Annotated in this window: 22 protein-coding genes; 2 read left to right on the top strand and 20 right to left on the bottom strand. The window is 65.0% G+C overall.

The window, feature by feature from the left end:
• Window positions 1-112 precede the first annotated feature (112 nt).
• Genes ACQR3T_RS19340 through ACQR3T_RS19330 form a run of 3 tightly spaced genes read right to left on the bottom strand, consistent with a single transcriptional unit; the run spans window position 113 to window position 3501 of the window.
• Window positions 113-943: a transglutaminase family protein gene (locus ACQR3T_RS19340; RefSeq protein ID WP_032379187.1), complete on the bottom strand. Its 831-nt coding sequence runs from the start codon at window positions 941-943 to the stop codon at window positions 113-115.
• A gap of 8 nt (window positions 944-951) precedes the next feature.
• A complete protein-coding gene (locus ACQR3T_RS19335; protein WP_032379188.1) occupies window positions 952-1926 on the bottom strand; it encodes an alpha-E domain-containing protein in 975 nt (324 codons plus the stop codon).
• Window positions 1927-3501: a circularly permuted type 2 ATP-grasp protein gene (locus ACQR3T_RS19330; RefSeq protein ID WP_428694717.1), complete on the bottom strand. Its 1575-nt coding sequence runs from the start codon at window positions 3499-3501 to the stop codon at window positions 1927-1929.
• A gap of 355 nt (window positions 3502-3856) precedes the next feature.
• Between ACQR3T_RS19330 and rpsT the strand changes: the two genes are divergently transcribed.
• A complete protein-coding gene (gene rpsT, locus ACQR3T_RS19325) occupies window positions 3857-4117 on the top strand; it encodes a 30S ribosomal protein S20 (RefSeq protein WP_027497522.1) in 261 nt (86 codons plus the stop codon).
• A gap of 111 nt (window positions 4118-4228) precedes the next feature.
• Here rpsT and holA read toward each other — a convergent pair whose 3' ends face one another.
• The 11 genes from holA to ACQR3T_RS19270 form a co-directional block, all read right to left on the bottom strand.
• Window positions 4229-5236, bottom strand: a complete 1008-nt coding sequence (gene holA / locus ACQR3T_RS19320; protein WP_428694533.1) for a DNA polymerase III subunit delta — start codon at window positions 5234-5236, stop codon at window positions 4229-4231.
• A gap of 32 nt (window positions 5237-5268) precedes the next feature.
• The gene (locus ACQR3T_RS19315) at window positions 5269-6861 is read right to left on the bottom strand and encodes a ComEC/Rec2 family competence protein (protein WP_428694532.1); all 1593 of its coding nucleotides are present in this window, start codon (window positions 6859-6861) and stop codon (window positions 5269-5271) included.
• Window positions 6858-7751: a helix-hairpin-helix domain-containing protein gene (locus tag ACQR3T_RS19310; RefSeq protein WP_428694531.1), complete on the bottom strand. Its 894-nt coding sequence runs from the start codon at window positions 7749-7751 to the stop codon at window positions 6858-6860. The genes ACQR3T_RS19315 and ACQR3T_RS19310 overlap by 4 nt, the downstream gene beginning before the upstream one ends.
• A 109-nt stretch (window positions 7752-7860) precedes the next feature.
• Entirely contained in the window at window positions 7861-8709 is an 849-nt protein-coding gene (locus tag ACQR3T_RS19305) for a DegV family protein (RefSeq protein WP_428694530.1), read from the bottom strand.
• Window positions 8706-9476 carry a diglucosylglycerate octanoyltransferase gene (octT, locus tag ACQR3T_RS19300; RefSeq protein ID WP_032379191.1) on the bottom strand — a complete coding sequence of 257 codons (771 nt, stop codon included), beginning with the start codon at window positions 9474-9476 and terminating at the stop codon, window positions 8706-8708. The genes ACQR3T_RS19305 and octT overlap by 4 nt, the downstream gene beginning before the upstream one ends.
• Window positions 9463-10116, bottom strand: coding sequence for a histidine phosphatase family protein (locus tag ACQR3T_RS19295; RefSeq protein ID WP_037177269.1), 654 nt, complete (start codon window positions 10114-10116; stop codon window positions 9463-9465). Before ACQR3T_RS19295 ends, octT begins: the two co-directional genes overlap by 14 nt.
• Window positions 10113-10502, bottom strand: coding sequence for a ribosome silencing factor (rsfS, locus tag ACQR3T_RS19290; protein WP_032379193.1), 390 nt, complete (start codon window positions 10500-10502; stop codon window positions 10113-10115). Before rsfS ends, ACQR3T_RS19295 begins: the two co-directional genes overlap by 4 nt.
• A complete protein-coding gene (gene nadD, locus ACQR3T_RS19285) occupies window positions 10499-11212 on the bottom strand; it encodes a nicotinate-nucleotide adenylyltransferase (RefSeq protein ID WP_052058460.1) in 714 nt (237 codons plus the stop codon). The genes rsfS and nadD overlap by 4 nt, the downstream gene beginning before the upstream one ends.
• Before the next feature lie 107 nt (window positions 11213-11319).
• Window positions 11320-12735 carry a vWA domain-containing protein gene (locus tag ACQR3T_RS19280; RefSeq protein ID WP_032379194.1) on the bottom strand — a complete coding sequence of 472 codons (1416 nt, stop codon included), beginning with the start codon at window positions 12733-12735 and terminating at the stop codon, window positions 11320-11322.
• A gap of 1 nt (window position 12736) precedes the next feature.
• The gene (locus tag ACQR3T_RS19275) at window positions 12737-13618 is read right to left on the bottom strand and encodes an AAA family ATPase (protein ID WP_428694529.1); all 882 of its coding nucleotides are present in this window, start codon (window positions 13616-13618) and stop codon (window positions 12737-12739) included.
• Between the two features lie 44 nt (window positions 13619-13662).
• A complete protein-coding gene (locus tag ACQR3T_RS19270) occupies window positions 13663-14943 on the bottom strand; it encodes a glutamate-5-semialdehyde dehydrogenase (RefSeq protein WP_428694528.1) in 1281 nt (426 codons plus the stop codon).
• 113 nt (window positions 14944-15056) lie between these two features.
• Here ACQR3T_RS19270 and ACQR3T_RS19265 point away from each other — a divergent pair, with 113 nt between their 5' ends.
• Window positions 15057-16208 carry an NADH:flavin oxidoreductase/NADH oxidase gene (locus tag ACQR3T_RS19265; RefSeq protein ID WP_032379579.1) on the top strand — a complete coding sequence of 384 codons (1152 nt, stop codon included), beginning with the start codon at window positions 15057-15059 and terminating at the stop codon, window positions 16206-16208.
• 4 nt (window positions 16209-16212) lie between these two features.
• Here ACQR3T_RS19265 and ACQR3T_RS19260 read toward each other — a convergent pair whose 3' ends face one another.
• The 6 genes from ACQR3T_RS19260 to ACQR3T_RS19235 form a co-directional block, all read right to left on the bottom strand.
• A complete protein-coding gene (locus ACQR3T_RS19260; RefSeq protein WP_428694527.1) occupies window positions 16213-17169 on the bottom strand; it encodes a D-2-hydroxyacid dehydrogenase in 957 nt (318 codons plus the stop codon).
• 2 nt (window positions 17170-17171) lie between these two features.
• The gene (locus ACQR3T_RS19255) at window positions 17172-18599 is read right to left on the bottom strand and encodes an MFS transporter (protein ID WP_428694526.1); all 1428 of its coding nucleotides are present in this window, start codon (window positions 18597-18599) and stop codon (window positions 17172-17174) included.
• 114 nt (window positions 18600-18713) lie between these two features.
• Complete coding sequence (locus ACQR3T_RS19250; RefSeq protein ID WP_428694525.1) at window positions 18714-19943, bottom strand: M20 family metallopeptidase; 1230 nt, start codon at window positions 19941-19943, stop codon at window positions 18714-18716.
• Window positions 19940-21232 carry a PLP-dependent aminotransferase family protein gene (locus ACQR3T_RS19245; protein WP_428694524.1) on the bottom strand — a complete coding sequence of 431 codons (1293 nt, stop codon included), beginning with the start codon at window positions 21230-21232 and terminating at the stop codon, window positions 19940-19942. Before ACQR3T_RS19245 ends, ACQR3T_RS19250 begins: the two co-directional genes overlap by 4 nt.
• 2 nt (window positions 21233-21234) lie before the next feature.
• Complete coding sequence (locus ACQR3T_RS19240; protein ID WP_428694716.1) at window positions 21235-22413, bottom strand: M24 family metallopeptidase; 1179 nt, start codon at window positions 22411-22413, stop codon at window positions 21235-21237.
• A gap of 224 nt (window positions 22414-22637) precedes the next feature.
• The gene (locus ACQR3T_RS19235) at window positions 22638-23351 is read right to left on the bottom strand and encodes a GntR family transcriptional regulator (RefSeq protein WP_230594658.1); all 714 of its coding nucleotides are present in this window, start codon (window positions 23349-23351) and stop codon (window positions 22638-22640) included.
• Window positions 23352-23354: the final 3 nt, after the last annotated feature.

Raw genomic sequence — 23354 nt, 5'->3', positions numbered from 1 at the left:
CCCGCCCTCCCCCTTTTTGTTTGTTTTTCGGTTTGTGGTTGGTTGGGGGGTGAGTGGAGTTACGTTTCTCTTCTTCCCCCCCCCCCCCCCCCCCCCCCCCCCCCCCACGACGCTAGGCCAGTCGCGTGATTTCGACGACGACGTCGAGTGCCGTCGAACCGCCGCCGGAGAAGATGCCCTTGAGCGGGGGCACGTCGGCGTAGTCGCGGCCCAGTCCCACCGAGACGTGCTGCTCGTTGACCGCGATCGCATTGGTCGGGTCGTAGCCCCACCAGGCACCGGTCCACGCCTCGATCCAGGCGTGGCTCTGGCCCTCGACGGTCGCGCCGATCGCCGCCTGCTTCTTCGGGTGCAGGTATCCCGAGACGTACCGGCTGGGGATACCGATGCTGCGCAGCATCAACAGAGTCAGGTGGGCGTAGTCCTGGCAGACGCCCTTCTTCTCCGACCACGCCTCGACGGCCGAGGTGTGCACCCCGGTGGTCCCCGGGACGTACGACATCTCCTGGTTGACCCAGTTCGAGATCTCGACCACCGATTCCTGCGGCGGCAATCCCTTCGAGAGCTTTTTCGCCACCGACGCAAGCTGACGGTTCTTCGGCACGTAGACCGTGTTGTCGAGCACCTCGTTGAAACGGTCGGTCACCGGATCGCTGGCCAGCTCTTCCCAGGACGCGTTCTCGTCGGGGTAGACGAAAGGATCGGTCTCGACCACCGAGGATCCGGTGACCTCGAGCTCGGTGTGCGGTGCGTGCAGATCGAACGCCGTCACCGCCGTACCCCAGTAGTCGGTGTAGCGGTAGGACCGCGTCACCGGGTTCGTCTCGACTCGGTTCAGAATCACGTTCTGCCGGTTGTCACTTCGCGGCGTCAGCCGAGCTTCGTTGTAGGACGAGGTCACCGGTGCGTCGTACTGATAGCCCGTGGTGTGTACGACACGCATACGCCAGCTCACAGTTCACCTTCCAATTGATCTTCGAATGTTCCGGAGCCGGCGTCCGTCCACGCAACCCACGGAGCGGCGTGGAAGTACTGCTTGGAGATCGCCTCACCGAGTTCACGGCAGGTTTCCTGCAGAGAGAGCAGGCGCTCCTGCAGATCGTCGAGAATTTCACCGGGACGGAGGAATTCGAGTTCGCTACGTGCGCGACCCAGTAGCCGCTGAGCCTCGGCCCGTGCACCGACTCGACTGTTGGGCTGATGGTCGAGCTGATCGAGCGACCGTTCCGCCTCGTTGAGTGCATAGAACACCGAACGCGGAAAGAGCCTGTCCAACAACATGAATTCGAGAACTCGCTGAGCGTCGAGCGCGCCGCGGTAGGTGCGCAGGTAGGTGTCGTGAGCACCGGCGGATCGGAGCACAGTGACCCACGCAGGCGACGACGGCCGGTCACCGGCGCGCGAGAGCAGCAGCCGAACGATCATGTCGATGCGCTCGACCGAGCGACCGAGCAACAGGAAGCGGTAGCCGTCGTCGTGACTGAGAGTGGAATCCGCGAGACCGGCGAACATCGCGGCCCGCTCTTCGATGTAGCTGAAGAACTCGGCCGGGCCGGTGCGCTTGGACGCCCTGATGCGCTCGTTCAGTCCGTTGTACGTGGTGTTGAGGCACTCCCACATCTCACTCGACGTGACTTCGCGAGCGCCACGGGCATTTTCGCGTGCGCTGGACAGCGAGTCCACGATGGAGCCGAGCCCGTCACGGCTGAAGGCCACCAACTCGGTGAGCGACCACACGTCGAGCGAGACGTCCGGCTCGTGCTTGAAACCGAGTACTCGCAACAACACTCGCGAGATATGGTCGGGATCGACCGTGGCGTCTTCGAGAAGCTGGTGGACGGTGACGTCGAGAATGCGGGCCGTGTCGTCCGCTCTCTCGACGTACCGTCCGATCCAGTAGAGCGACTCTGCGTTGCGCGCGAGCATTTACTGTCCACCGCCGTTCGAGTCCGAGTTCGTTGCCTGCTGCTGTTGTTGTTGTTGTTGCTGCTGCTGCTGCTGCTGCTGCTGATTCATCTGCTGGTCCATGGTCAGCTCCGGGCCCTGTTCGACCATGGGCGACTCCGGCGGAACGCTGACGATCTCCTCGCCTGCCAGTTCCTGCTCCTCCTGCGAGGTTCGGGTGGCGAGCACCCAGGTGTCCTTACTGCCGCCGCCCTGGCTCGAGTTGACCACCAACGAACCCTCCGGCAGTGCAACTCGGGTCAAGCCTCCGGGCAACACCCAGACGTCGTCGCCGTCGTTGACCGCGAACGGCCGCAAGTCAACGTGCCGGGGAACCAACCGGTCACCGATCTTGGTGGGCACCGTCGAGAGCTGCACGACGGGCTGCGCGATCCAGCCACGCGGATCCGCGCGAACCTTCTTGCTGATGGTCGCCAATTCCTTCGGCGAGGCGTCGGGGCCGAAGACGATGCCGTAACCACCCGACCCTTCGACCGGCTTGATCACCAGTTCGTCGATGCGGTCCAGGACTTCCTCGCACTCGTCGTCCAGCCAGCACCGGAACGTGTCGACGTTGGCGAGCAACGGCTTCTCTCCCATGTAGTAGTCGATGATCGTGGGCACGTACGTGTAGACCAGCTTGTCGTCGCCGACGCCATTTCCGACGGCGCTGGAGATCACGACGTTGCCTGCGCGGGCGGCGTTGACGAGGCCTGCCACGCCCAGCACCGAATCCGGCCGGAACTGCATGGGGTCGAGGTAGTCGTCGTCGATGCGTCGGTAGATGACGTCGACCTGGCGCTCACCCTCGGTGGTGCGCATGTAGACGATGTTGTCCCGGCAGAACAGATCGCGTCCCTCGACGAGTTCGACGCCCATCAGCCGAGCGAGCAACGAATGCTCGAAGTACGCGGAGTTGGCCACACCGGGGGTCAGCACCACCACAGTGGGGTCGGCCTCGTTGAGAGCTGCGGCGGAGCGCAATGCGCGCAACAGGTGCGAGGCGTAATCGCCGACGGCACGCACGCGGTGGCTGGCGAACAGATCCGGGAACACCCGGGCCATGGTGCGCCGGTTCTCCATGACATACGACACACCGGAGGGCGAACGCAGATTGTCTTCGAGGACGCGGAACGTGCCCTGTGCATCACGGACCAAGTCGATTCCGGCGACATGGATGCGCACGCCGTTGGGCGGTGTGATGCCGACCGCCTCACGGTGGAAGTGCTCGCAGGAGGTGATCAGTCGCTTCGGCACCACGCCGTCGCGGAGGATTTCCTGATCGCCGTAGATGTCGGCGAGAAACATCTCGAGCGCTTTGACGCGCTGCTTGATGCCGCGTTCGAGCCGTGACCACTCCCCGGCGGCGATGACGCGGGGAACCTGGTCGAGCGGGAACGGACGCTCCTGGCCGGACAGGGAGAACGTGATGCCCTGGTCGACGAATGCGCGTCCCAGTGCATCGGATCTCGCGTCCAGGTCGGACGCGTTCGCCGGGGCAAGGGCTGTGTGAATGCCCTTGTAGGGAGTCCTGGTTCGTCCGTCCGCGTCGAACATCTCGTCGAAGGCGAGACTGTACTTTCCGACGTCGGAATAACCCCCGAACACCCCGTCGACCTCGGGTTCGACGCGATCCGCTGACTTGGTTTTGGTCGCTTTGGCCTTGGTGGCGGCATGCGTTGCCGATCGCGGACTCATTCTGGTCATGTTGCTACAGAGACTGGAGTTAGGCGCGGTAGAAGCGTTAAATTCTTGAAACGCATCGTCACGGGTGCACCCAATTGGGTTCTGCCCCGCCGGGCTGGTATTCTCGATCTTCGGCGCAGGGCTCCAAGCTCTGCAGCAGACTTCGGGCATTCCAGCATGGATCGCCCTGACCGGAATACCGACGAAGACAAGAAGGATTTTACGCGTGGCCAATATCAAGTCCCAGAAGAAGCGGATTCTCACCAACGAGCGTGCACGCCTGCGCAACCAGTCGGTGAAGTCCTCCCTTCGTACCGTCATCCGCTCGTTCCGCGAGGCACAGGCTGCGGGCGACAAGGACAAGGCTTCCGAGATTCTCCTCGACGCAGGCCGCAAGCTCGACAAGGCCGCCAGCAAGGGCGTCATCCACAAGAACCAGGCTGCCAACAAGAAGTCGGCACTGGCTCTCGCTGTCAACAAGCTCTGATTCACCGCTGAGCTCGACCGAGCCCGCTGCATCCGACACGGAGGCAGCGGGCTTTCTCGTGCCCTGGGTTTTTCGTGCCCTGGAGTTGACACGACGCTGGGGCCCCGAGCGCTACCGGCCCAGCCCCGCGACCTCTGACACCGCCTTTTCCACAGCGTAGTCCGCGTCCGCGGCCTGACCTTTGACGTCGGCGTTCAGTTGCGCCACAACCCGTAGCGCCTGCGCGATGGATCGACCGTTCCAGCCTCGGGCCTGACCCTGCGCCTTCTTGATCTTCCACGGCGGCATACCCAACTCCCCTGCCATGCGGAACGGGTCGCCGCGACCGGCCGAACCCACCAGCGCAATGGTGCGCACGGCATCGGCCAAGGCGTCGGCCAACAGCACGTGCGCGACTCCTCGATGCATCGCCCAGCGGACAGCCTCGAGCGCGCCGGCTTTGTCTCCGATCACCGCTTTGTCGGCGACGTCGAATCCCGAGACTTCTGCTTTGCCCGAGTAGTACCGGCGCACTGCGGCCAGATCGACCTTGCCGCCGGTATCGGAGACCAACTGCGAACAGGCCGAGGCCAATTCGCGGAGTTCGTTGCCGACCGATTCGACGACAGCCTCGATCACCTCGCCGCTCACGCGCACGTCGGCCGCACGGAATTCACCGCGCACGAAGTCGATGCGTTCGGCGGGCTTGGTGAGCTTGACGCACTCGTGCACCTGAGCGCCGCACTTCTGCAGAGCACCGACCATGGCCTTGGCCCGACCGCCGCCGGAATGCATGACCACCACGACCGCGCCCTCGGGCGGATCGGTTGCGGCGTCGAGCACAAGAGCTGCAGCGTCCTTACCTGCCTCGGCCGCTGCCTCGAGCACAACCACGCGATCCTCCGCGAACAGCGACGGACTGAGCAGTTCGGCAAGTTCCGGGGCACTGGCGTCGCCGGTGCGCAACCGTGTGACCGGCAGGTCCTCCCCCGGAATCGCCGCATTGGCACGCACCTGCGCCACGATCGACGCTACCGCGCGATCCATCAGAAGTTCCTCGTCGCCGAGAACCAGATGCAGAGGAGCCACACTCGAAGTCACACCCGTGATCGTGCCATGTGGGGCCGACAGCTCGGGCATCCGCTTCCTTTCGAGCAGCACAGCCCCAGCACTCAACACAGCAGGTGCGCAGTCCACATGGCCAGTGCCGTTATCGCCACCACTGCAGCGCCCCACCGCAGCACCCGAAACCGCAGCGCTGCCAGCAGTGTGGCCGTTCCGAAGGCTGCCAGTGCTGCACCCAGGAGACCGTCGGGGACGACGATGCCCGCTACCGGCACCGACGCGGCCCGCTCGGCCACCGTGATCAACCACCACAGTGGTGCCGACGCCAGCTGCGCCGTCAGCTCGGCGACCGACGTGCTGACGGTGGCGATCACGGCCGTCACGATGCCCACCACCGTGATCGGAGCGACGACCGGTGCCACCAACACGTTCGCAACGACGCCCACCACACTGATCGTTCCCGTCATCGCCGCGACCACCGGTGCCGTCACCGCGTGCGCGGCTGCAGCGACGGCCGATACCTCCGCGGCTGCCCTCGGCCAGCCGCGGGCACGGAGCCAGTCGACCCAGATCGGTGCGACCAGGACGAGTCCGGCGGTGGCGAACACCGACAGGACGAACCCGACGTCCACCGCCAGCCTCGGCCACCATGCGAGCAAGCCCAGCACCGCGCCGCACAGGGCCGGAACGGCCTGCCGCCGCCTGCCGGTGACGAGGGCCAACAGCCCGATCGAACCCATCACCGCCGCACGAAGCACACTCGGCGACGGTCGAGCCACGATCACGAACGCGACGAGCACGACGAACGCCACCGCCACCGTTGCTCGGGGGCCGATCCCGATGCTGCGCAACACCAGCAGAACCGCACCGATCAGAATGGAGAAATTGGCACCCGACACCGCCGTCAGGTGCGTCAGGCCCGCTGCCCGAAAGTTCTCGGCCACAGTCTCGTCCAATCGGGACACATCCCCGACCACGAGACCGGGCAGTAAACCTGCACGATCGGGTGGCATCGAATTCTGCGCCACGGCAGCCAGATTCGACCGGAAGATGCCGGCGGCGGCAGAGATCGCCCCGGGCTCACCGACGGTGACGGGTGGTCCCGATACGCGGATCACCGCCACAGTCATGTCCGGTCGAATCGGTTCGCCGAGCCTGCCCCGGACGGTGATCTGTTGACCCGGCAGCAGTGCCGACCAGCTCGACTCCGGGGCGATGATCGATACGCGTCCGCCGACGTACAGCGCCTCACCTCCGACGTCCACGCGAGTCAACTCGGCCTTCGTCATCACCATCGAAGGTCCTGCGGACGTCAGTCGGCGTGGGTCCTCCTCCAGCCGCACCGATGCGGTGATCCACGCACGTTTCTCCGCGGCCGCAGCCACAGGATGTTCTGCTATTGCGGACATCTGAAGCCAGATCGCTCCGCCGAAGCACAGCGCGAGCGCGATCACCGTGGCCACTCCTGCCCAGCTGGGACCGGACGCGGCGCATCGTGTCGCCAGCCGTCGCAGCACCAGCGAACCGAGCAGCACCACCACAGAGGTCGACGCCGTGGCCGCTACCGCCGCGCCGGGGCCGCCGAGAATTCCGACCGCGGTGATCGACCAGCACACCACCACAGCCGGAACCAGACGTATGTCGAACGGCAGAAACTCCTCGGCCTGCGCAGTGGCGGTCGATACGGCGTCGGTGCTCATCCGACGTGCACGAGATCGCGGATCTTCGCCAGCCTCCCGGGCCCGATACCGTCCACTTCGGCGAGCTGATCGACAGAGACGAAGCGGCCGTTGGTCTCTCGCCAACTCACGATCGATGTTGCGGTCACCGGTCCGACACCGGGCAGGGCGTCCAGTTCGGCGACGGTGGCGGCATTGAGGTCCACCGTCCCGCCGATCGGCGAACCCCCAGGCGGATCGGCCGGGACACCACCGTCCGCCATTCCACCGCTCGATGCCACACCCTGCGTCGAGGACGTACCACTCACCGGCGGGGGTGCCTGTGGCGGCACGACACCGACGACGATCTGATCACCGTCGGCCACTCGCGCGGCCATGTTGAGCGCCAACAGATCGGCACCCTCGACAGGTCCACCCGCCGCGGCGACCGCGTCGGCGATTCGCGAACCCGGTTGCAGCCGAACCAGTCCGGGCTGTACCACCAGGCCGACGACGCTCACGACCAGCTCGGCCTCCACTGCCGGTACCGGTTCGGCCGGGACGTCCGAATTCTTCGTATCGGATGCAACCACAGCCAGCGGTGGAGCGGGTGCAGGCGTCGGCGCATCTCGAAACACCGCGAATGCCGCGACGAGCACGACAAAAACGCCGGCTGCTGCCAGGGCGATGGCACCTTGCCTTCCCGGGTCCACCCGAGCGGAACGCCATCGCTGTGGAAGTACGGTCGACCACGGGGAACCGAGCCGCTGAGAACTCGAGATGAGCCAATCCGGTTCCGGAGTCGTCATGTCCGGGCTGGATTCCTCCATCTCGACGCGCGCGGGTATCCCGTCCGGGCGTGCAGAATCAGGTTGTCTGCGCACGGCATTGAGTCGCGCCACCGTGTGCGCCCGATCGTCGTCACCGCCCATGCATCAGGACGCTAGTTCCGGCGGCCAGGCTCACTCGCAACGAGACGCTGGTCGCGAATTGCCCTGTGCACAACTCGATACCTGTGGACGATCGGTGGGATCGGCCCGACTATCGGCGTCTCGGTGCCACGACGACGCCGACGGCACCGGGGCCGACATGCGCTCCGAGCACGGCACCGAAGGGATATACGTCGATGCTGGTGAAGCCCGGAATTCGGGCGGTCAGCATTGCCGCGACATCGTCGGCACGCTCCGCGCACAGCATATGGTGCACGGCGAGCACAACCCCCGAATCGTCACCGACCTCGGAAGCGGCGGCGACGGCTGCGTCGACCAGCTTGTGCAGCGCCTTGGACGAGGTCCGCGTCTTCTCACGCAGCACGAGTGCGCCGCCGCTGATGTGCAACACCGGCTTCATGGCCAGTGCAGTGCCGAGGAGGGCTGCGGCGGTGCCGATTCGACCTCCGCGTCGCAGATGGTCGAGACGATCGACGACGATGAAGCACCTCGAGGTCGTCGACGCAGCGACGGCACCGTGATAGACCGTGTCCAGGTCCGCTCCCCCGGCTGCCGAACCAGCAGCCGTCAGCACGGCAAAGCCCAATCCCATTCCTGCAGAACCGGAATCGACCACTCGAACGGCAGGGCCGACCTCGTCCGCGGCCTGGCGCGCTGCTTCCCACGTGCTCGAGAGCCCCCGGGAGATGTGCAGCGCAACCACACCGTCCCCTCGACTGCGTTCGAGAGCCGCGGCGTACACCTCGGCCAGCTCGCCCGGTGACGCGCCGGCGGTGGTCACCGGATTTCCCGAGGCGGAGTGCTCGGGGATCTCGTCAACACCCTCACGATGGTCGATTCCGTCCACCAGTACGTGCAAGGGCACCAGCGAGATTCCCCGGTCGGCCGCAAGCGTGGCAGGCAGGCAGGACGAGGAGTCGGTGACGACGGCGACGGTCATGACTTCGGGGTCGCTGCAGGGTTCATGGTCGACGCCGAGGCAGCCACCGGTCGCAACGCCTCGAGCATGGCCGCGGCCACCGCACGATGGGCGTCCCACCCCCAGTGGATGCCGTCGGGGTTCGCGTTCTCGGATTCGATGTTCGGGCGCACCGCGTCGGCGAGATCGACCATCGGAACGTTCTTGTCCGTACTCCACGCCCGCAACGCCCGTACCGCGGGCTCGCGGCCCGAGTGCACCCGCCCGTAGGCATCGCAGCGGTGCACCGACGGATAGGTGCCGACGACGGGAAGCTCGGGACGTACGTAGGCCAAGGCCGCGCGGGCCTGCTCCAGGTAATCGACGCTGAGCCGCGGCGGCAGCGCAACCGGCCAGCCCAGATGCGACAGAACCGGTTGCACCGCTTGATATCCCGCGCGAACGACGCGTCTCAGAGCCGGTGGTCTGATGTACCGGATCTGCTCCCGCAGCGCGGTAGGCAACGGCGAAGGAAGCGAATCCATACCGCCGATGGCGAACACGACGGCACCGGCACGGGGAATCGCGGCCCACACTCGCGGATCCTGAGTCAGAGCCCACCATGCGTCACGACTCGTCCAGCCGATGCGCGCAACCATATCCACTGTCCAACCGAGTTCTGCTGCAACCAGATTGGGCCAGAGCCGCGGATCGTCCACCGGCAGCCCGCCCTCGGGCCCGTAGTAACTCAGCGAGTCCGCGAGCACGAGCAGCGTGGGGCGCACCGCCGTCTCGTCAGAGGACGTCACTGGCCACTCGCGCCGAGGCGTTCCACACGTCCAAACGCCAGGACGGCTGAGCGCCCGCTCCGTGCGCGCCGAGCTGCACCCAGCTGGTGTTGGCGAGCCCGCCGAGCACCGGCCACCGGTCCGTCGGCAAATCGAGCAACGCTGCCGTCAGTGCCGCGATCAGGCCGCCGTGCGCCACGAGTACCAGTGGCCGTTGGTCGCCATCGGCACCCCACTCGGGGACGCCGCTCAGAAGCTCGCGAACCAGCGGAACACTGCGACGGGCGACGTCGATACGGCTCTCCCCGCCCGGTGGAGCGATGGTGGCATCGGCTCGCCACGCCGGCCGAGCGCCGGGTGCGATGTCGTCGACCTCGGTGTGGGTGAGACCCTGCCACTCGCCGAGATGGGTTTCGCGTAGGCGCTCGTCCTGCGTCACCGAAACCCCGGCAGCGTCGCCCAGGGCAACGGCAGTGTCGAGAGCCCGGCGGAGGTCGGAAGAGACGATCCGAATCGGCTCACGCGTCGCCAGCTCGGCAGCGGCCGTCTTGGCTTGGGTGCGACCGAGCTCGGACAGATCGGTATCGAGCTGACCCTGCATGCGGTCGGTGGCGTTGTATTCCGTCTGACCGTGCCGAAGCAGGATGAGCCGTCGGATCATTGCTCCGATTCCGCTGCCGGGTGCTGTCCGAGACCGGGTACCTCGATGGTCGGGCAGTCCTTCCACAACCGCTCGAGGGCATAGAAGTTGCGCTCTTCGTTGTGCTGGACGTGGACGACGATGTCGGAGTAGTCCAACAGCGCCCAGCGACCTTCCTTGGTGCCCTCGCGGCGGACCGGCTTGTGTCCGGCTTCACGCAGCTGATCCTCGATGTTGTCCACGATCGAGTTGACCTGACGCTCGTTGGGCGCAGAGGCGATCACGAAGCAATCGGTGATGTAGAGCTGGTCGGAGACGTCGAGGATCACCACGTCGCTGGCCAGTTTGTCGTCGGCTGCGAGCGCGGCGATACGCGCCATCTCGGCGGCTTCGGCTGTTGCAGTCACTTGGGTGTACTCCCACTCGTATGGTTCGGGTTCGCGGTCATTGCGCTGGTGACCGGCCCTTCCGGTTGCTTCTTCTGGGGTGCCGGCTCCGACATGGTGACGGATCCGTCGAGGCGCAGCGCGCCTCGTGGTCTGTAGAGATTTCTCTTCGAGATGTATTGCACGACGCCGTCCGGTACGAGGTACCAGACCGGCCGATTCTCACCGGCTCGAAGTCGACAGTCCGTCGACGATATCGCGAGTGCCGGGATTTCCATCAATGTGAGGGTGCCGGCAGGCAACGACCGGAGGTGGTTGGCCAGATGTTCGACGCCCAGCTCGAACCCCGGACGCGAGACTCCGACGAACTTGGCGAGCTCGAACAGCTCCTCCCAGTTCTGCCACGTCAGGATCGACTCGAGGGCGTCCGCGCCGGTGATGAAGAACAGCTCGGCATTGGGGTGCTGCGCCCGCAGATCGCGCAGGGTGTCGACGGTGTAGGTCGACTTCTCGCGATCGACGTCCACGCGGCTGACGGAGAATCGGGGGTTGGACGCGGTCGCGATCACGGTCATCAGGTAGCGATCTTCCGCTGGGCTGACCGAGGTCCCTTCCTTCTGCCAGGGGTTTCCGGTGGGGACGAAGATGACCTCGTCCAGACCGAACTTGTTCGCCACTTCGCTGGCCGCGACGAGGTGCCCGTGGTGTATCGGGTCGAAGGTGCCACCCATCACGCCCAAACGGCGAACGGACTGCTTCCCTGTGTCGTCACCGGGGTCGGATTCGTGCTGCACAACCGTCGATTCTACGTCCGCGGCGCTACCGGGCGTCACACGCCTCACACCGGCAGCAGACGTGAGACCACGGTGGCGAGCTGCTGGGCGGATCGGCACTCGTGCATGGCGATCACGTCGGCGTACACCTTGGCCGCCGAATCGCCGGATCCCCACTGCGCTTTCGGTTCGGGATTGAGCCAATACGCATGCTTGGCCACCGAGACGATGTGGGCCAACGCGGGCAGCTTGGGTTCGCGGTAATTGGTGCGGGCGTCGCCGAGAATCAACACCGAACTGCGACTGGTGACCGCATGCGCATACTTCTCGTCGAACGTCGTCAGCGCGTGGCCGTAGTCCGAGTGGCCGTCGTACGTCACCAGATCGGACTCCCGGATGATGCGGCTCATCGCGGCACCGAGGTCGGAGCCGGAGTCGAAGAATCGCGTCACCTCGTCGGTGGAATCGATGAAGGCAAAGATTCGAACGCGCGAGAACTGCTCTCGCAGTGCGTGTACCAACAACAGGGTGAAGTTACTGAATCCCGCCACCGAGCCCGAGACATCGCACAGCACAACCAATTCGGGGCGTGCTCGACGCGGCTTGCGCTCCACCAAGTCGATCGGAATGCCGCCGGTGGACATCGACTTGCGCAGGGTGCGTCGCAGATCGATCGAGCCGTGCCTGCTTCTGCTGCGCCGCACCGCAAGTCGTGAGGCAAGCAGCCGGGCCAGCGGGGTGACGTTGCGTCGCAGCGCCGCCATCTCCGTGTCCGAGGCCCGCAGGAAGTCGACCTCCTCGGCCAGCTTGGGCACACCGTAACTCGCCACCCGCTCGCGGCCCAGCTTCTCGGCCGACCGCCGCCTCGTCTCGTTCTCGACCATCTTGCGAAGGTCTGCGATTCGTTGCGCTGCAGTACGTTTGGCCACTTCCGATTCGTAGTCGTCGGTCGGCCGATCCGGTGTGTCGTCGGCGCGGCCGAGTAGCCCGTCGAGGATCTTGCGCAACAACGTATCGGGGGCAACATCGCGCAGGGCCTGATAGGCCGAGAACGACGGCCCGTTCGAGGATTTGTATTGACCGAGTTCCTCCACCATCTGCGCCGCCAGCATCTGGGTCAACTCCGCGGCCTCGGCCGAATCGTCGGACAGCAGATCCACCAGCAACTCTCGGAGCGCATCGATGTCTACCTCGCCGCCGTCCGTGCGGGGCAGCGCAGTGTCGATCTGTCCCGAGTCCCTCGTGCCCGACGCCACCGGAAACCACAGGTCGAACAAGGCGTCGAACACCCCGCGATGCGTCGGTCGTCGCAACAACGAGCAGGCCAGCCCCTCACGCACGGCTTCCCGGTCGAGTAGATCCAGGACCGACAGGACGCGTCCGGCATCGACGGTTTCCGACGGCCCCACCGAGATTCCGCGCTTTCTCAAAGCCTCGACGAAGCCGACCAGATGCCCGGGAATTCCGTGCGGGGCCAACATGTCAGTTCAGCCGCAGTTCGGCGGCAGCACGCACCTGATCGGACTGGTGCTTGAGCACCACTCCCAGCGTCGACCGGACCGCATCGTCGTCGAGGGTATCCATACCGAGGGCCAACAGCGTGCGACCCCAGTCGATCGTCTCGGCCACGGAAGGCAACTTCTTGAGCTGCATACCCCGAAGCACACGGACGGTCTTGACCATCTGCTCGGCGATCGCCTCGGGCAGTTCCGGAACCCGACTGGCCAGGATGCGACGCTCGAGATCCGCGTCGGGGAAATCGAGGTGCAGGAAGAGGCAGCGGCGCTTGAGGGCCTCCGACAGTTCGCGAGTGGCGTTGGAGGTCAGCACCACGAACGGAGTGCGCTCCGCAGTGATGGTGCCGAGCTCGGGAATGGTGATCGCGAAGTCGCTGAGCACCTCGAGCAGCAGTCCTTCGATCTCGACGTCGGCCTTGTCGGTCTCGTCGATGAGCAGCACGGTGGGGTCGCTACGCCGAATGGCCTGCAGCAGCGGCCGCGCCAGCAGGAACTCCTCCGAGAAGACGTCCAGCTTGGTCGAATCCCAATCGGCGCCGGTTCCCGACTGAATCCGCAGGATCTGCTTTGCGTGGTTCCACTCGTACAGGGCGCGGGCCTCGTCGACGCCCTCGTAGCACTGCAACCGCACCAGCTCGGCACCCGTCGTCTGGGCCACGGCACGAGCGAGTTCGGTCTTGCCCACACCCGCCGGACCCTCGATCAGCAGCGGCTTGCCGAGGCGGTCGGCGAGAAAGACCGAGGTGGCCGTGGCCTTGTCGGCCAGATAGCCCGTTTCTGCCAGACGCTCGAGGACGTCGTTCACACTCGCGAACAGCGGGGGTGTCGTCGGTAGGGCACGATCCACGTCACAACTCCTGATGATCGGATTTGGCCGGTACGGCAGAGGCGTCAGACATCTCGGACGTGTCCGTCGCCCCACACGGTCCATTTGGTCGAGGTCAGTTCCGGCAATCCCATGGGCCCTCGGGCGTGCAGCTTCTGGGTGGAGATGCCGATCTCGGCACCGAAGCCGAATTGCTCGCCGTCGGTGAAGGCTGTGGAGGCATTGACCATCACGGCAGCCGCATCGACGCGTTGAGTGAACTCGCGCGCGGCACCGATATCGGATGCGACGATCGCCTCGGTGTGTCCGGTTCCGTATCGATCGATGTGCTCGATCGCCTCGTCGATGCCGCCCACGACCTTCAGCGCGATGTCGAGTGAGAGGTACTCCTGCGACCAGTCCTCGTCATGAGCGGGGACCAGCCCGGGCAGGTCGCCGTGCACCGTGACGCTGTGCATCTGGAACGCCTGCAGCAGCCGCGGCACCATCGTGTCGGCGATCGCAGCATCGACCAGCACGGTCTCGGCGGCGTTGCAGACACTGACTCGGCGGGTCTTGGCGTTGAGCACGATCTTCTCGGCCACGTCCGGATCGGCCGTGGAGTGGACGTACACGTGGCAGTTTCCGACTCCGGTCTCGATGGTCGGGACCGTGGCATCGCGAACGACGGCAGCGATCAATCCCGCGCCCCCGCGGGGGATCACCACGTCCACCAGACCGCGCGCCTGGATCAGGTGGGTGACCGTGGCACGGTCCGCACTGCCCATCAGTTGTACGGCGGCCTCGGGCAGACCGTGTTCGCGCAACGCCCCTTGCAGGGCGTCGACCAATGCTGCGTTGGACTGTGCCGCCGAGGACGAACCGCGCAGCAACACCGCGTTGCCGGACTTGAACGCGAGACCGAACGCATCGACGGTGACGTTGGGGCGCGCCTCGTAGACCATGCCCACCACCCCGAGCGGGACCCGCACCTGCCGAATCTCGAGCCCGTTGGGAAGCGTCGAACCGCGGATGACCCCGCCGATCGGATCCGGCAGCGCGGCCACCTGTCGCAGGCCCGCTGCGATGCCGTCGATGCGCGATGCGGTCAAACGCAGTCGATCCAGCAGACCCTCGTCGGTGCCTGCTGCCCGCGCGATCTCGATGTCGGCCGCGTTCGCAGCCAGGACCGAATCCGCAGCAGCAACCACGGCATCGGCGGCGGTATGCATCAACGAGTCCTTCTCGGCGGTGGTCAGCAACGCCAGCGCACGTGAGGCGATCCTCGCTCGACGAGCGGCCGCATGCACGCTCTCACGCTCGTCGAGCGTCGTGGGCACCGATTCGGCCGAGACGGAAGCAGTCATGAACTACACACTAATGGGGCCGGGAATGAAGCGGTGTCGCCGCGTGGTTGCAGCACGACGTGGAGATCACCGACGTCATCGACGTCGATACCGACAGACCGGAGGAACCACCTGTGAGTGTCTTGTTCGAGCCTCTGACCCTGCGCGAGGTCACCTTTCCCAACCGGGTATGGATGGCACCGATGTGCCAGTACTCGGCCGACGACGCCGGCCAGTACGTCGGTGTTGCGGGTGACTGGCACCGCACCCATCTGGTCAGCCGCGCGGTCGGCGGGGCAGGCCTGATCATCACCGAGGCCACCGCAGTCAGCCCGGAAGGTCGCATCAGCCCGTCGGACCTCGGCATCTGGAACGACACCCAGGCCGATGCATTGGCGAAGATCGTCGCCGAGATCGAGTCCTTCGGAAGCGTTCCTGGCATCCAGCTGGCACACGCGGGCCGGAAGGGTTCCACCGCTGCTCCCTGGCTCGGCGGCAAGTCGCTACCCGCGGAGGATCCCCGTAGCTGGGAGACCGTCGGTCCGAGCGCGGTCGCCTTCGGTGATTACGCGACGCCCCGCGAGGCAACCGACGACGACATCGCGAAAATCGTGGACGACTTTCGCTCTGCGGCGCAGCGCGCACTGAAGGCCGGGTTCCAGGTGGCCGAGGTGCACGGCGCGCACGGATACCTGTTGCACCAGTTCCTGTCGCCCGCGAGCAACACCCGCACCGACGCCTACGGCGGCGACTTCGCCGGCCGTACCCGGCTACTGATCGAGGTGGTCGACGCGGTCCGTGAGGTGTGGCCGGCCGAGCTTCCGGTGTTCGTTCGTCTGTCGGCAACCGATTGGCTCGACGAGCCGGAGAATGCTGCAGGAGTGGAGCCTGCGGAACGACCCGGTGGGGAGGGCACAGCCGAACTGGAGGCTCCGAGTTGGACCTCTGATCAGACCGTCGCGTTGTCCCAGATCCTCACCGAACACGGGGTGGATCTGGTCGATACCTCCACCGGAGGAAACGTGCACGCCAAGATTCCGGTCGGTCCCGGCTACCAGGTTCCGTTCGCACGGCGAATCCAGAACGAAACCACGATGCCCGCCGCCGCGGTCGGCATGATCACCGAACCCAAGCAGGCGGAGGACATCGTCTCGCTGGGTGAGGCGACAGCTGTGCTGCTGGCGCGCGAGCTACTGCGTGATCCGTACTGGCCACGGCGTGCTGCCCGCGAACTCGGGGTGGAGATGTCTCCCGCCGTGGCACCGCAGTACGAGCGGGCCTACTGAGGTCTCACACCACGAAGCCGAGCTTCTTGTCCACGACATTGAGCAGGGGTTCGCCCCGGAAGTATCGACGCGCGTTGTCGGCGAACACCTCTGCGAGTCGCTGCTTCCACCCCGACGCGTCGCCGCTCATGTGCGGGGTGAGAATCACGTTCTCGGCCGTCCACAACGGATGGTCGGCCGAGAGCGGCTCGGTCTCGAACACGTCCAGCGCGGCACCGGTGATGTGTCCACTGCCGAGAAGCTTCAACAGTGCCTCGGTATCGAGCAGCTCGCCGCGGCCCACGTTGATCACCCGCGCGCCGGGCTTCATTGCGGTCAACACCGAATCGTCGACCAAACCCCTCGTCTGTTCGGTCAACGGGGCAACCAGAACCAGGTAGTCGGCCCGCGCAACTTCGTCCGCCAGATCATCACTGGCGTAGACGGTACCGAAGTCTCGGTCGCCTTCTCGTGCTGTTCGACCCACGCCCGAGACCGACATTCCCACAGCACTCAGCAGAGTCGCGATGGCGCGACCGATCGCTCCGGTGCCCACGATCATCGCGTGTGCACCGTCGATGCGTTCGGTCTCACGGTGTCGCCAGATCTTCGAATGCTGCAGTGCACGTGAACGTTCGGAGTCCTTGGCGAACGCGAGGATCTGAGCCAGCACGAACTCGGCGATCGGTCGATCGAAGACGCCACGTGAATTGGTCACGACCACATCGGATTCCACCAACTCGTCGAACATCAACGAGTCCACGCCGGCAGCGGCGATATGGATCCACTTCAGCGACCCGCAGCGCGGCCACGCGGATTCGACTGCAGGCGAGAAGAAATCCCACAGCAGCAATGCGTCGGCACCGTCGACTGCATCCGCGAGGGTGTCGGCCGTGGCGTACCTGACGTCGGCGACCTCCGCGACGGACTCGAGTCCGTCGGGAAGGTCGCCGGCGTGCAGAACGACGAGAACCGGTGCCACTTCTACTTCTTGTAGCCGACGAGCTCGACGCCGGACGCAGCGACCTCGTCGTCGTTGTCACCAGGGCACTGAGTTCCGCGCAGTGATCGCCCTGCCGTCTCGGGCATCAACAGAATCGGAACGAACGCGATGGCAGCCGCGATCATCATGTACCAACCCGGGATCAGGTTGGAACCCGTCCGGTCGATCAGGAACGTCAGAATCAGCGGTGCCGTGCCGCCGAAGAGCGCCGTCGAGACGTTGTATCCGATGGCGAACGCTCCGTAGCGCACCTGAGTGGGGAACAGTGCGGGCAGTGTCGACGACACGCAGGAGCACATGATGACCAGCAACACTCCGAGGCCCAGGAGGCCGATGCTCTGGCCGATCAGTCCGGTGTTGATGATCAACAGGAACAGCGGAACGCTGAACACGAAGTACCCGACGCAGGCCGCCAGCAGCAACGGCTTTCGGCCCACCCGGTCGGACAGAGCACCGATCGGGTTGATGATCAACATCATGATGATCATGATCGCCACGAGGGTGAAGTTGGACTGAGTCGTGCTGTGCCCCAACGTGTCGCTCAGGTACGAGGGCAAGAACGTCAGCACCGTGTAGTACGCGATGTTGAGTAGCAGCACGAATCCCATCAGAATCAGGATCCGCTGCCAGTACGTCATGGTGGCCTTGAGTGAGGTGACGGCTCCGCCTGCACCCTCTTCGACCGTGCCGCCGTCTTCCTTCGCTTCGGCGAACACCGGAGAATCCTCGAGCCGGGTCCGCAACCACAGCGCAACGATGCCCAACGGAAGCGTCACCAGGAACGGGATTCGCCAGCCCCAGGCCTCCATGGTCTCGTCGCCGAGCCCGACGTTGAGCAGGGTGCACAGGGTGGCACCGCCCACCGTGCCTGCGAGGGTGCCGAATTCGAGGAACGATCCGAAGAATCCGCGCCGCTTGTCGGGCGCGTACTCGGCCATGAACACAGCTGCGCCGCCGTACTCACCACCGGTGGAGAAGCCCTGCACCAACCGGCAGACGAGCAGCAGCAACGGTGCGGCGATGCCGATGGTGTCGAATGTCGGCAATATACCGATCGCCGCCGTGGCCAATGTCATCATCGAGACGGTCAGTACGAGGACCTTCTGACGACCGATGCGGTCGCCGAGTGGGCCGAGAACGATGCCGCCGATGGGACGAATGACGAACGACGCAGCCAGCACGGCGAACGTGGAGAGCAGGCTCGCTCCCCCGTCCTCGGACGGGAAGAAGTTGGCGGCGATGTAGACGGCGAGATAGCCGTACACCGCGTAGTCGAACCACTCGACTGCGTTGCCGAGTGCCGATCCGCCGATGGCGCGGTGGAGAATCTTGGTCTCGTCCGGGCTCAGGGTGTCGGTACTGGGGGGATATCCGGTCGGCGATGCTGCCGACCCTGAATTTTCGGTCACGGTCGAAATACCTCTCGCTTTTGTGGACAAAGTGGAGCGTCGGTGTGGTACTTCGCAGCGTTCGACATTACGGCGATGCAGAACATACGTTTCGGCCAACCCCCTCGTGCAGCGCTAAAGTCCTGGTAGTGCAGCAATTCTGGTGGCGATCAACGCGTACGCCCTTGCGCTGTCGGACAATTGCCGCACGGCGACGGACTCGTCCGGCCGATGTGCTTGTCTTTCGATCTCCCCGGGACCGAGCACGACGGTGGGTATTCCCATCTGCTGTGCCACAAAACCACCATCGCACGATGCCGTCCAGATGTCAGTGAAACGCACAGGATTGGAGCCTGCGGAATGACCATTCGTTATGGATCCGTTGTCCATAACCGATTGCACTGCGGTAGTGACCAATCCGTTGTTCACGCTGGTCAGAAAGCCCGGCATTTCCATCGCGATACCGATCTCGACATCGATACCGGACCCGGTGAGTTCCGCAGATTCGATGCGGGATCGCAGATCTCCTACGACTCCGGCGGCGCTCTCGCCCGGTAACAGACGGCGGTCGACGGTGACGACACACCGGTCGGCGACCATCGAGGTGCCCGTACCTCCCGCTATCGTCCCCACATTCCAGGTGGCCGGCCCCAGTTCGGGGTCGGGGTTCGCGTCCAGTTCGGCCTGGGAGCCCTCGATGATCCCGATGATGCGTGCTGCAGCAGAGATGGCGTTGGCTCCGTTGCGCGGCTGCCCCGCATGCGCGGAACGGCCCCGAACCTCGATCTCCAGGTTCGCCGCTCCTCTGCAGCCGTAGATGGTGACCAGATCCGTAGGCTCCGCCACCACGCAACAGCTGTACGTGCGGTGCTGCGGTTCAGCGACGAAAGCTCGGATACCGAGTCCGGTGTCCTCCTCGTCGACCAGGCACGCCAACGTCATGGGGTGCTCGTCCGCGAGACCGGAACGCAGCACGGCGGCCATGGCCGCCACCACCGCGGCCAGGCCGCCTTTCATGTCGCAGGACCCGCGGCCGACGATGCGGCCGTCCCGAACCACGGCGGAAAAGGGATCGGTGGTCCAGCCAGTACCAGCGGGGACCACATCGGAGTGGCCCACGAACAGCACCCCTGGCCGCTCGTCGGATCCGATGGATACGAAGACGTTGGGCCGACCAGGAGCGACCTCGACGGTCCGAACATCGAAACCCAGTGCGCGACAGTGTTCGGCAAGGACCTTCGCAGCCTTCTCCTCGGTGTCCCCGGGATTCTCACCGCCCGCATCGATCAAGGCGGTTGTCAGACCGACGATTTCCTTCTCGTCGATCGAATCGAGGAGGGCACGTTCGGAACTCGTGACCGTCATCGAGTGGGATCGGAGGCGAGCAGGTGCTTGGACTTCTCCACTGCCACCGCCAGTCTTCTGATTCCCTCGTCGATGCGTTCGGGAGTCGACGAGGCGAAGCACAGGCGCAGCGAATCGTGGAATTTGCCGCCCACCGACAGTGCCGGTCCCGGAATGTAGGCCACTCCTTCGGCGAGCGCCGTCTCGAACAGGTCTTGAGTAGAGAAGTCGACGTCGTTGCCGCGCAACGTCGCCCAGAGAAAGAATCCGCCCTCGGGGTCGGTCGTCGACATCGAGTCACCGAAGTGTCTTTCGATGCTGTTCTGCATCGCGACCTTGCGCGGCAGGTACACCGACGCCAACGACCGAAGGTGCTCGTCGAGCAGTCCGCGCCGGATGTACTCGGCGATCATCCGCTGCGCAGGCAGGTTGGTGCACGTGTCCATTGCCTGCTTGGCGTTGACGATCAGTTGCCGCGCCTCGGGGGCGGCGTCCACCCATCCCACCCGTAGGCCGGGCGCGATCATCTTCGAGAACGTGCGTACGGAGAAGATCAACGGGTCGTTGGGACTGAGTGTGCCGAAACTGGGGATCGACTCACCCGAGAAACGGAGCAGACCGTAGGGATCGTCGTCGAGAATCACCGATCCCCAACGGTGTGCCAATTCGATGAGCAACCGACGGCGCTCGAGCGACAGGGTCACCCCGGACGGGTTCTGGAAGTTGGGGATCACGTAGATCATCTTCGGCAACCGCCCCGCGCGCTCGACGAGCTCGGGCAATGCCTCGACGATGAGACCGTTGCTGTCCATCGGGGCCTCGAGGATGTCGCCCCCGTAACTGAGTACGGTGGCGGTTCCGTTGGTGTACGTGGGACTTTCGACGATCACCAGGTCGCCCGGATCGACGAACAACTTGCACGCGATGTCGAGGCCTTGCATCCCGCCCGAGGTGATCACCACTCGCTCTTCGGACGTGGGCTCGCCCACCGACTCGAGGTAGGCGAGCAATGCGTCGAGAAGGCCGGGGTCACCCTCGGTGGCACCGTAATCGAACGCGTCCGCGGTGAGTACGCTGGCGGCGATCTCGGTGAATGCAGCAGCCGGAACCGTCTCGGCGGCAGGAGATCCCATCGCGAAGCGCACGATGTCGTGTTTCTGCGCCGCGAGGAGCGATGTCGACGAGTCGATCACCGATCCCACCAGCTTGTCGGTTCGCAGGGCCCACGGAATGGCAGGAGTGGAGCCTGCGGAACGACCTTGTGTGGCAGGAGTGGAGCCTGTGAATTGACCTCGGGTGGATGCGGTCATGCTCACTCCTTCGTCAGTAGTTCTCGGGGGTATGCGGTGAAGGTTTCGAGGCCGGTCTCGGTGACGCGAACGGCCTCGGATACCTCGTACCCGTAGTCGTCCATCCACATTCCGCCGATGATGTGGAACGTCATGTTCTCGGCGAGCACCGTCTCGTCGTCGGTGCGCAGGCTCACGGTGCGCTCACCCCAGTCGGGTGCGTAGGCGATGCCGATCGAGTAGCCGATGCGCGACGGTTTGTGCAGTCCGTGCTTGGCCAGGCTGGTGTTCCACACCTGCGCCAGCTCGGTGGCGGTGACGCCTGCCCGGACGGTTGCGAGCACGTCGTTCAATGCTTCCCCGGTGGACTTGGCGAGGTAATCCAAACGCGGACTGGGCTTTCCGAGCACGATCGTGCGTGCCATCGGGATGTGGTAGCGCCGAAACACTCCGGCCAGTTCGACGACGGTGGTCTCGCCCCGCACGAAGGGTTGATGCGACCAGGTCAGGTGCGGGGTGTCGGCCCCGGCACCGGTGGGCAGCATCGGCACGATTGCCGGATGATCGCCGCCGAAGTCCGCGGTGCCCCGCACCTGTGCGTTCATGATGGCCGCGGCCGCGTCGCACTGCCGCTCACCCACCGAGATCGACTGGTAGGCCGCCGACATCGCCGATTCACACACCTGTGCAGCACCGCGCATCAGGGCGATCTCCGCGGGCGACTTGATCACTCGCACCCAGTTGATGAGCTCGTAGGAGTCGGTGAATCGGTACTCGGGCAGCGACTTCACCAGAGCCTCGAATGCCTTGGGACTGAAGTAGTACGAGTCCATCTCCAGACCCACTTGGCCGTGCTCGAAGTTGTTCACCAGCCCCAGTTCGCGCAGCTTCGCGGCGACCCAGACGAAGGGGTGAGTGTCCTTGCGCTGCACGAACGTTTCGGGGTAGCCGAACGTCCGATCCTGCGGCAGCCACGACGTGCGAAACGCGCCGTTGGCGTCCATTTCGCGGGCAAAGAAATACATGTCGCCCTCGAGCGGGACGTACAACATCTGCGGGGTGTAGAACGAGAGCGCGTTGTACCCGAGCAGGTAGTAGAGGTTGGCGGGATCGGTGACGATGAGTGCGGTGAGGTTCTGCGCTGCCATCCGCTCACGGACGGCAGCGAGCCGGGCGGCGTACTCCTCGTCGGTGAACGTGATCGTCGTGCTGTTCGGAACATCGGGGTACCGCGCCAGGCCGGGAGCGGCCCGTCCTGCAGTGTCTTCGGGTCCGATTGCGGTGACGTATGCGGAGTCGGATGAGTCGTTCACGGGCACCCCCTTCGATCGTGGAGATTTAGTAGATTGTTGACAATCAGGCTAGGCGCTTACGCCAGAGGTACGCAAGACTTCAGATGTAAATGCTGTGTTGCACGCCGAGCGATCTATCCCGGAGTGGCCAGAACCGAGTGTTCGGCGTGCTCCTCGACCATCGCCCGTGTCAAGTCGTGGATGGCGGTGTCCATGTGCTCGTGTACGCCCTTTTCCAGTGCGTCCCAATCGGTTCCGAGCAGTAGATCGACGATCAGTTGATGCTCCTCCACCAATGCCTCCGGCCGGTAGTAGGCAGTTTCGAGGTTGGCCATACAGATACGCGCCTCCGCAGCGAGCGTCGCGTACATCCGCGACATTCGGCTGTTGCGCGTCGCTGCGACCAGGGCGGTGTGAAATGCGAGGTCTCGTTCGGCCAGACCTCGCCAGTCCGCCCGGTCGATGAACGGCTGCATCTGCATCACGATGGCCGAGAGCTCGTCGGCAGCGGTGATCAGTCGGCCGCGATCACCGTGTACCAACGTCCACGCAGCACCGACCTCGATCGCCGCGCGGGACTCGTAGATCTCGGTGACGTCGTCGCTGCTGAGCTCCACGACGAACACGCCCCGGTTGCGGTAGCTGACCAGCAGACCCTCTTGATTGAGGCGCTGCAGCGCCTCACGCACCGGGCCGCGCGAGATTTCGAGTTCGGCCGCCACGTTCGCCTCGTTGATCTGCTCCCCCGGGGCATAGGACCCGTCGATGATGCGATCGCGAATCTGGTCGGCAATCACCATCGACGTGTTGCGTGCGTCGATGGGCGTCAGTCTTCTCGAACTGGGCATGAT

This window comes from Rhodococcus sp. IEGM1428 (assembly GCF_050321865.1).
GTDB lineage: Bacteria > Actinomycetota > Actinomycetes > Mycobacteriales > Mycobacteriaceae > Rhodococcoides.
Note: the sequence above shows the minus strand (reverse complement) of the source record. Positions and strands in the feature narration are given on the sequence as shown.

Excerpts from the sequence above, each read along its gene's own strand:
- ACQR3T_RS19340 (WP_032379187.1), bottom strand. The coding sequence starts at position 943 with ATGCGTGTCGTACACACCACGGGCTATCAGTACGACGCACCGGTGACC.
- ACQR3T_RS19335 (WP_032379188.1), bottom strand. The coding sequence starts at position 1,926 with ATGCTCGCGCGCAACGCAGAGTCGCTCTACTGGATCGGACGGTACGTC.
- ACQR3T_RS19330 (WP_428694717.1), bottom strand. The coding sequence starts at position 3,501 with ATGTTCGACGCGGACGGACGAACCAGGACTCCCTACAAGGGCATTCAC.
- holA (WP_428694533.1), bottom strand. The coding sequence starts at position 5,236 with ATGCCCGAGCTGTCGGCCCCACATGGCACGATCACGGGTGTGACTTCG.
- ACQR3T_RS19315 (WP_428694532.1), bottom strand. The coding sequence starts at position 6,861 with ATGAGCACCGACGCCGTATCGACCGCCACTGCGCAGGCCGAGGAGTTT.
- ACQR3T_RS19310 (WP_428694531.1), bottom strand. The coding sequence starts at position 7,751 with ATGGGCGGTGACGACGATCGGGCGCACACGGTGGCGCGACTCAATGCC.
- ACQR3T_RS19305 (WP_428694530.1), bottom strand. The coding sequence starts at position 8,709 with ATGACCGTCGCCGTCGTCACCGACTCCTCGTCCTGCCTGCCTGCCACG.
- ACQR3T_RS19295 (WP_037177269.1), bottom strand. The coding sequence starts at position 10,116 with ATGATCCGACGGCTCATCCTGCTTCGGCACGGTCAGACGGAATACAAC.
- nadD (WP_052058460.1), bottom strand. The coding sequence starts at position 11,212 with ATGGGTGGCACCTTCGACCCGATACACCACGGGCACCTCGTCGCGGCC.
- ACQR3T_RS19280 (WP_032379194.1), bottom strand. The coding sequence starts at position 12,735 with ATGTTGGCCCCGCACGGAATTCCCGGGCATCTGGTCGGCTTCGTCGAG.
- ACQR3T_RS19270 (WP_428694528.1), bottom strand. The coding sequence starts at position 14,943 with ATGACTGCTTCCGTCTCGGCCGAATCGGTGCCCACGACGCTCGACGAG.
- ACQR3T_RS19250 (WP_428694525.1), bottom strand. The coding sequence starts at position 19,943 with ATGACGGTCACGAGTTCCGAACGTGCCCTCCTCGATTCGATCGACGAG.
- ACQR3T_RS19245 (WP_428694524.1), bottom strand. The coding sequence starts at position 21,232 with ATGACCGCATCCACCCGAGGTCAATTCACAGGCTCCACTCCTGCCACA.
- ACQR3T_RS19235 (WP_230594658.1), bottom strand. The coding sequence starts at position 23,351 with ATGCCCAGTTCGAGAAGACTGACGCCCATCGACGCACGCAACACGTCG.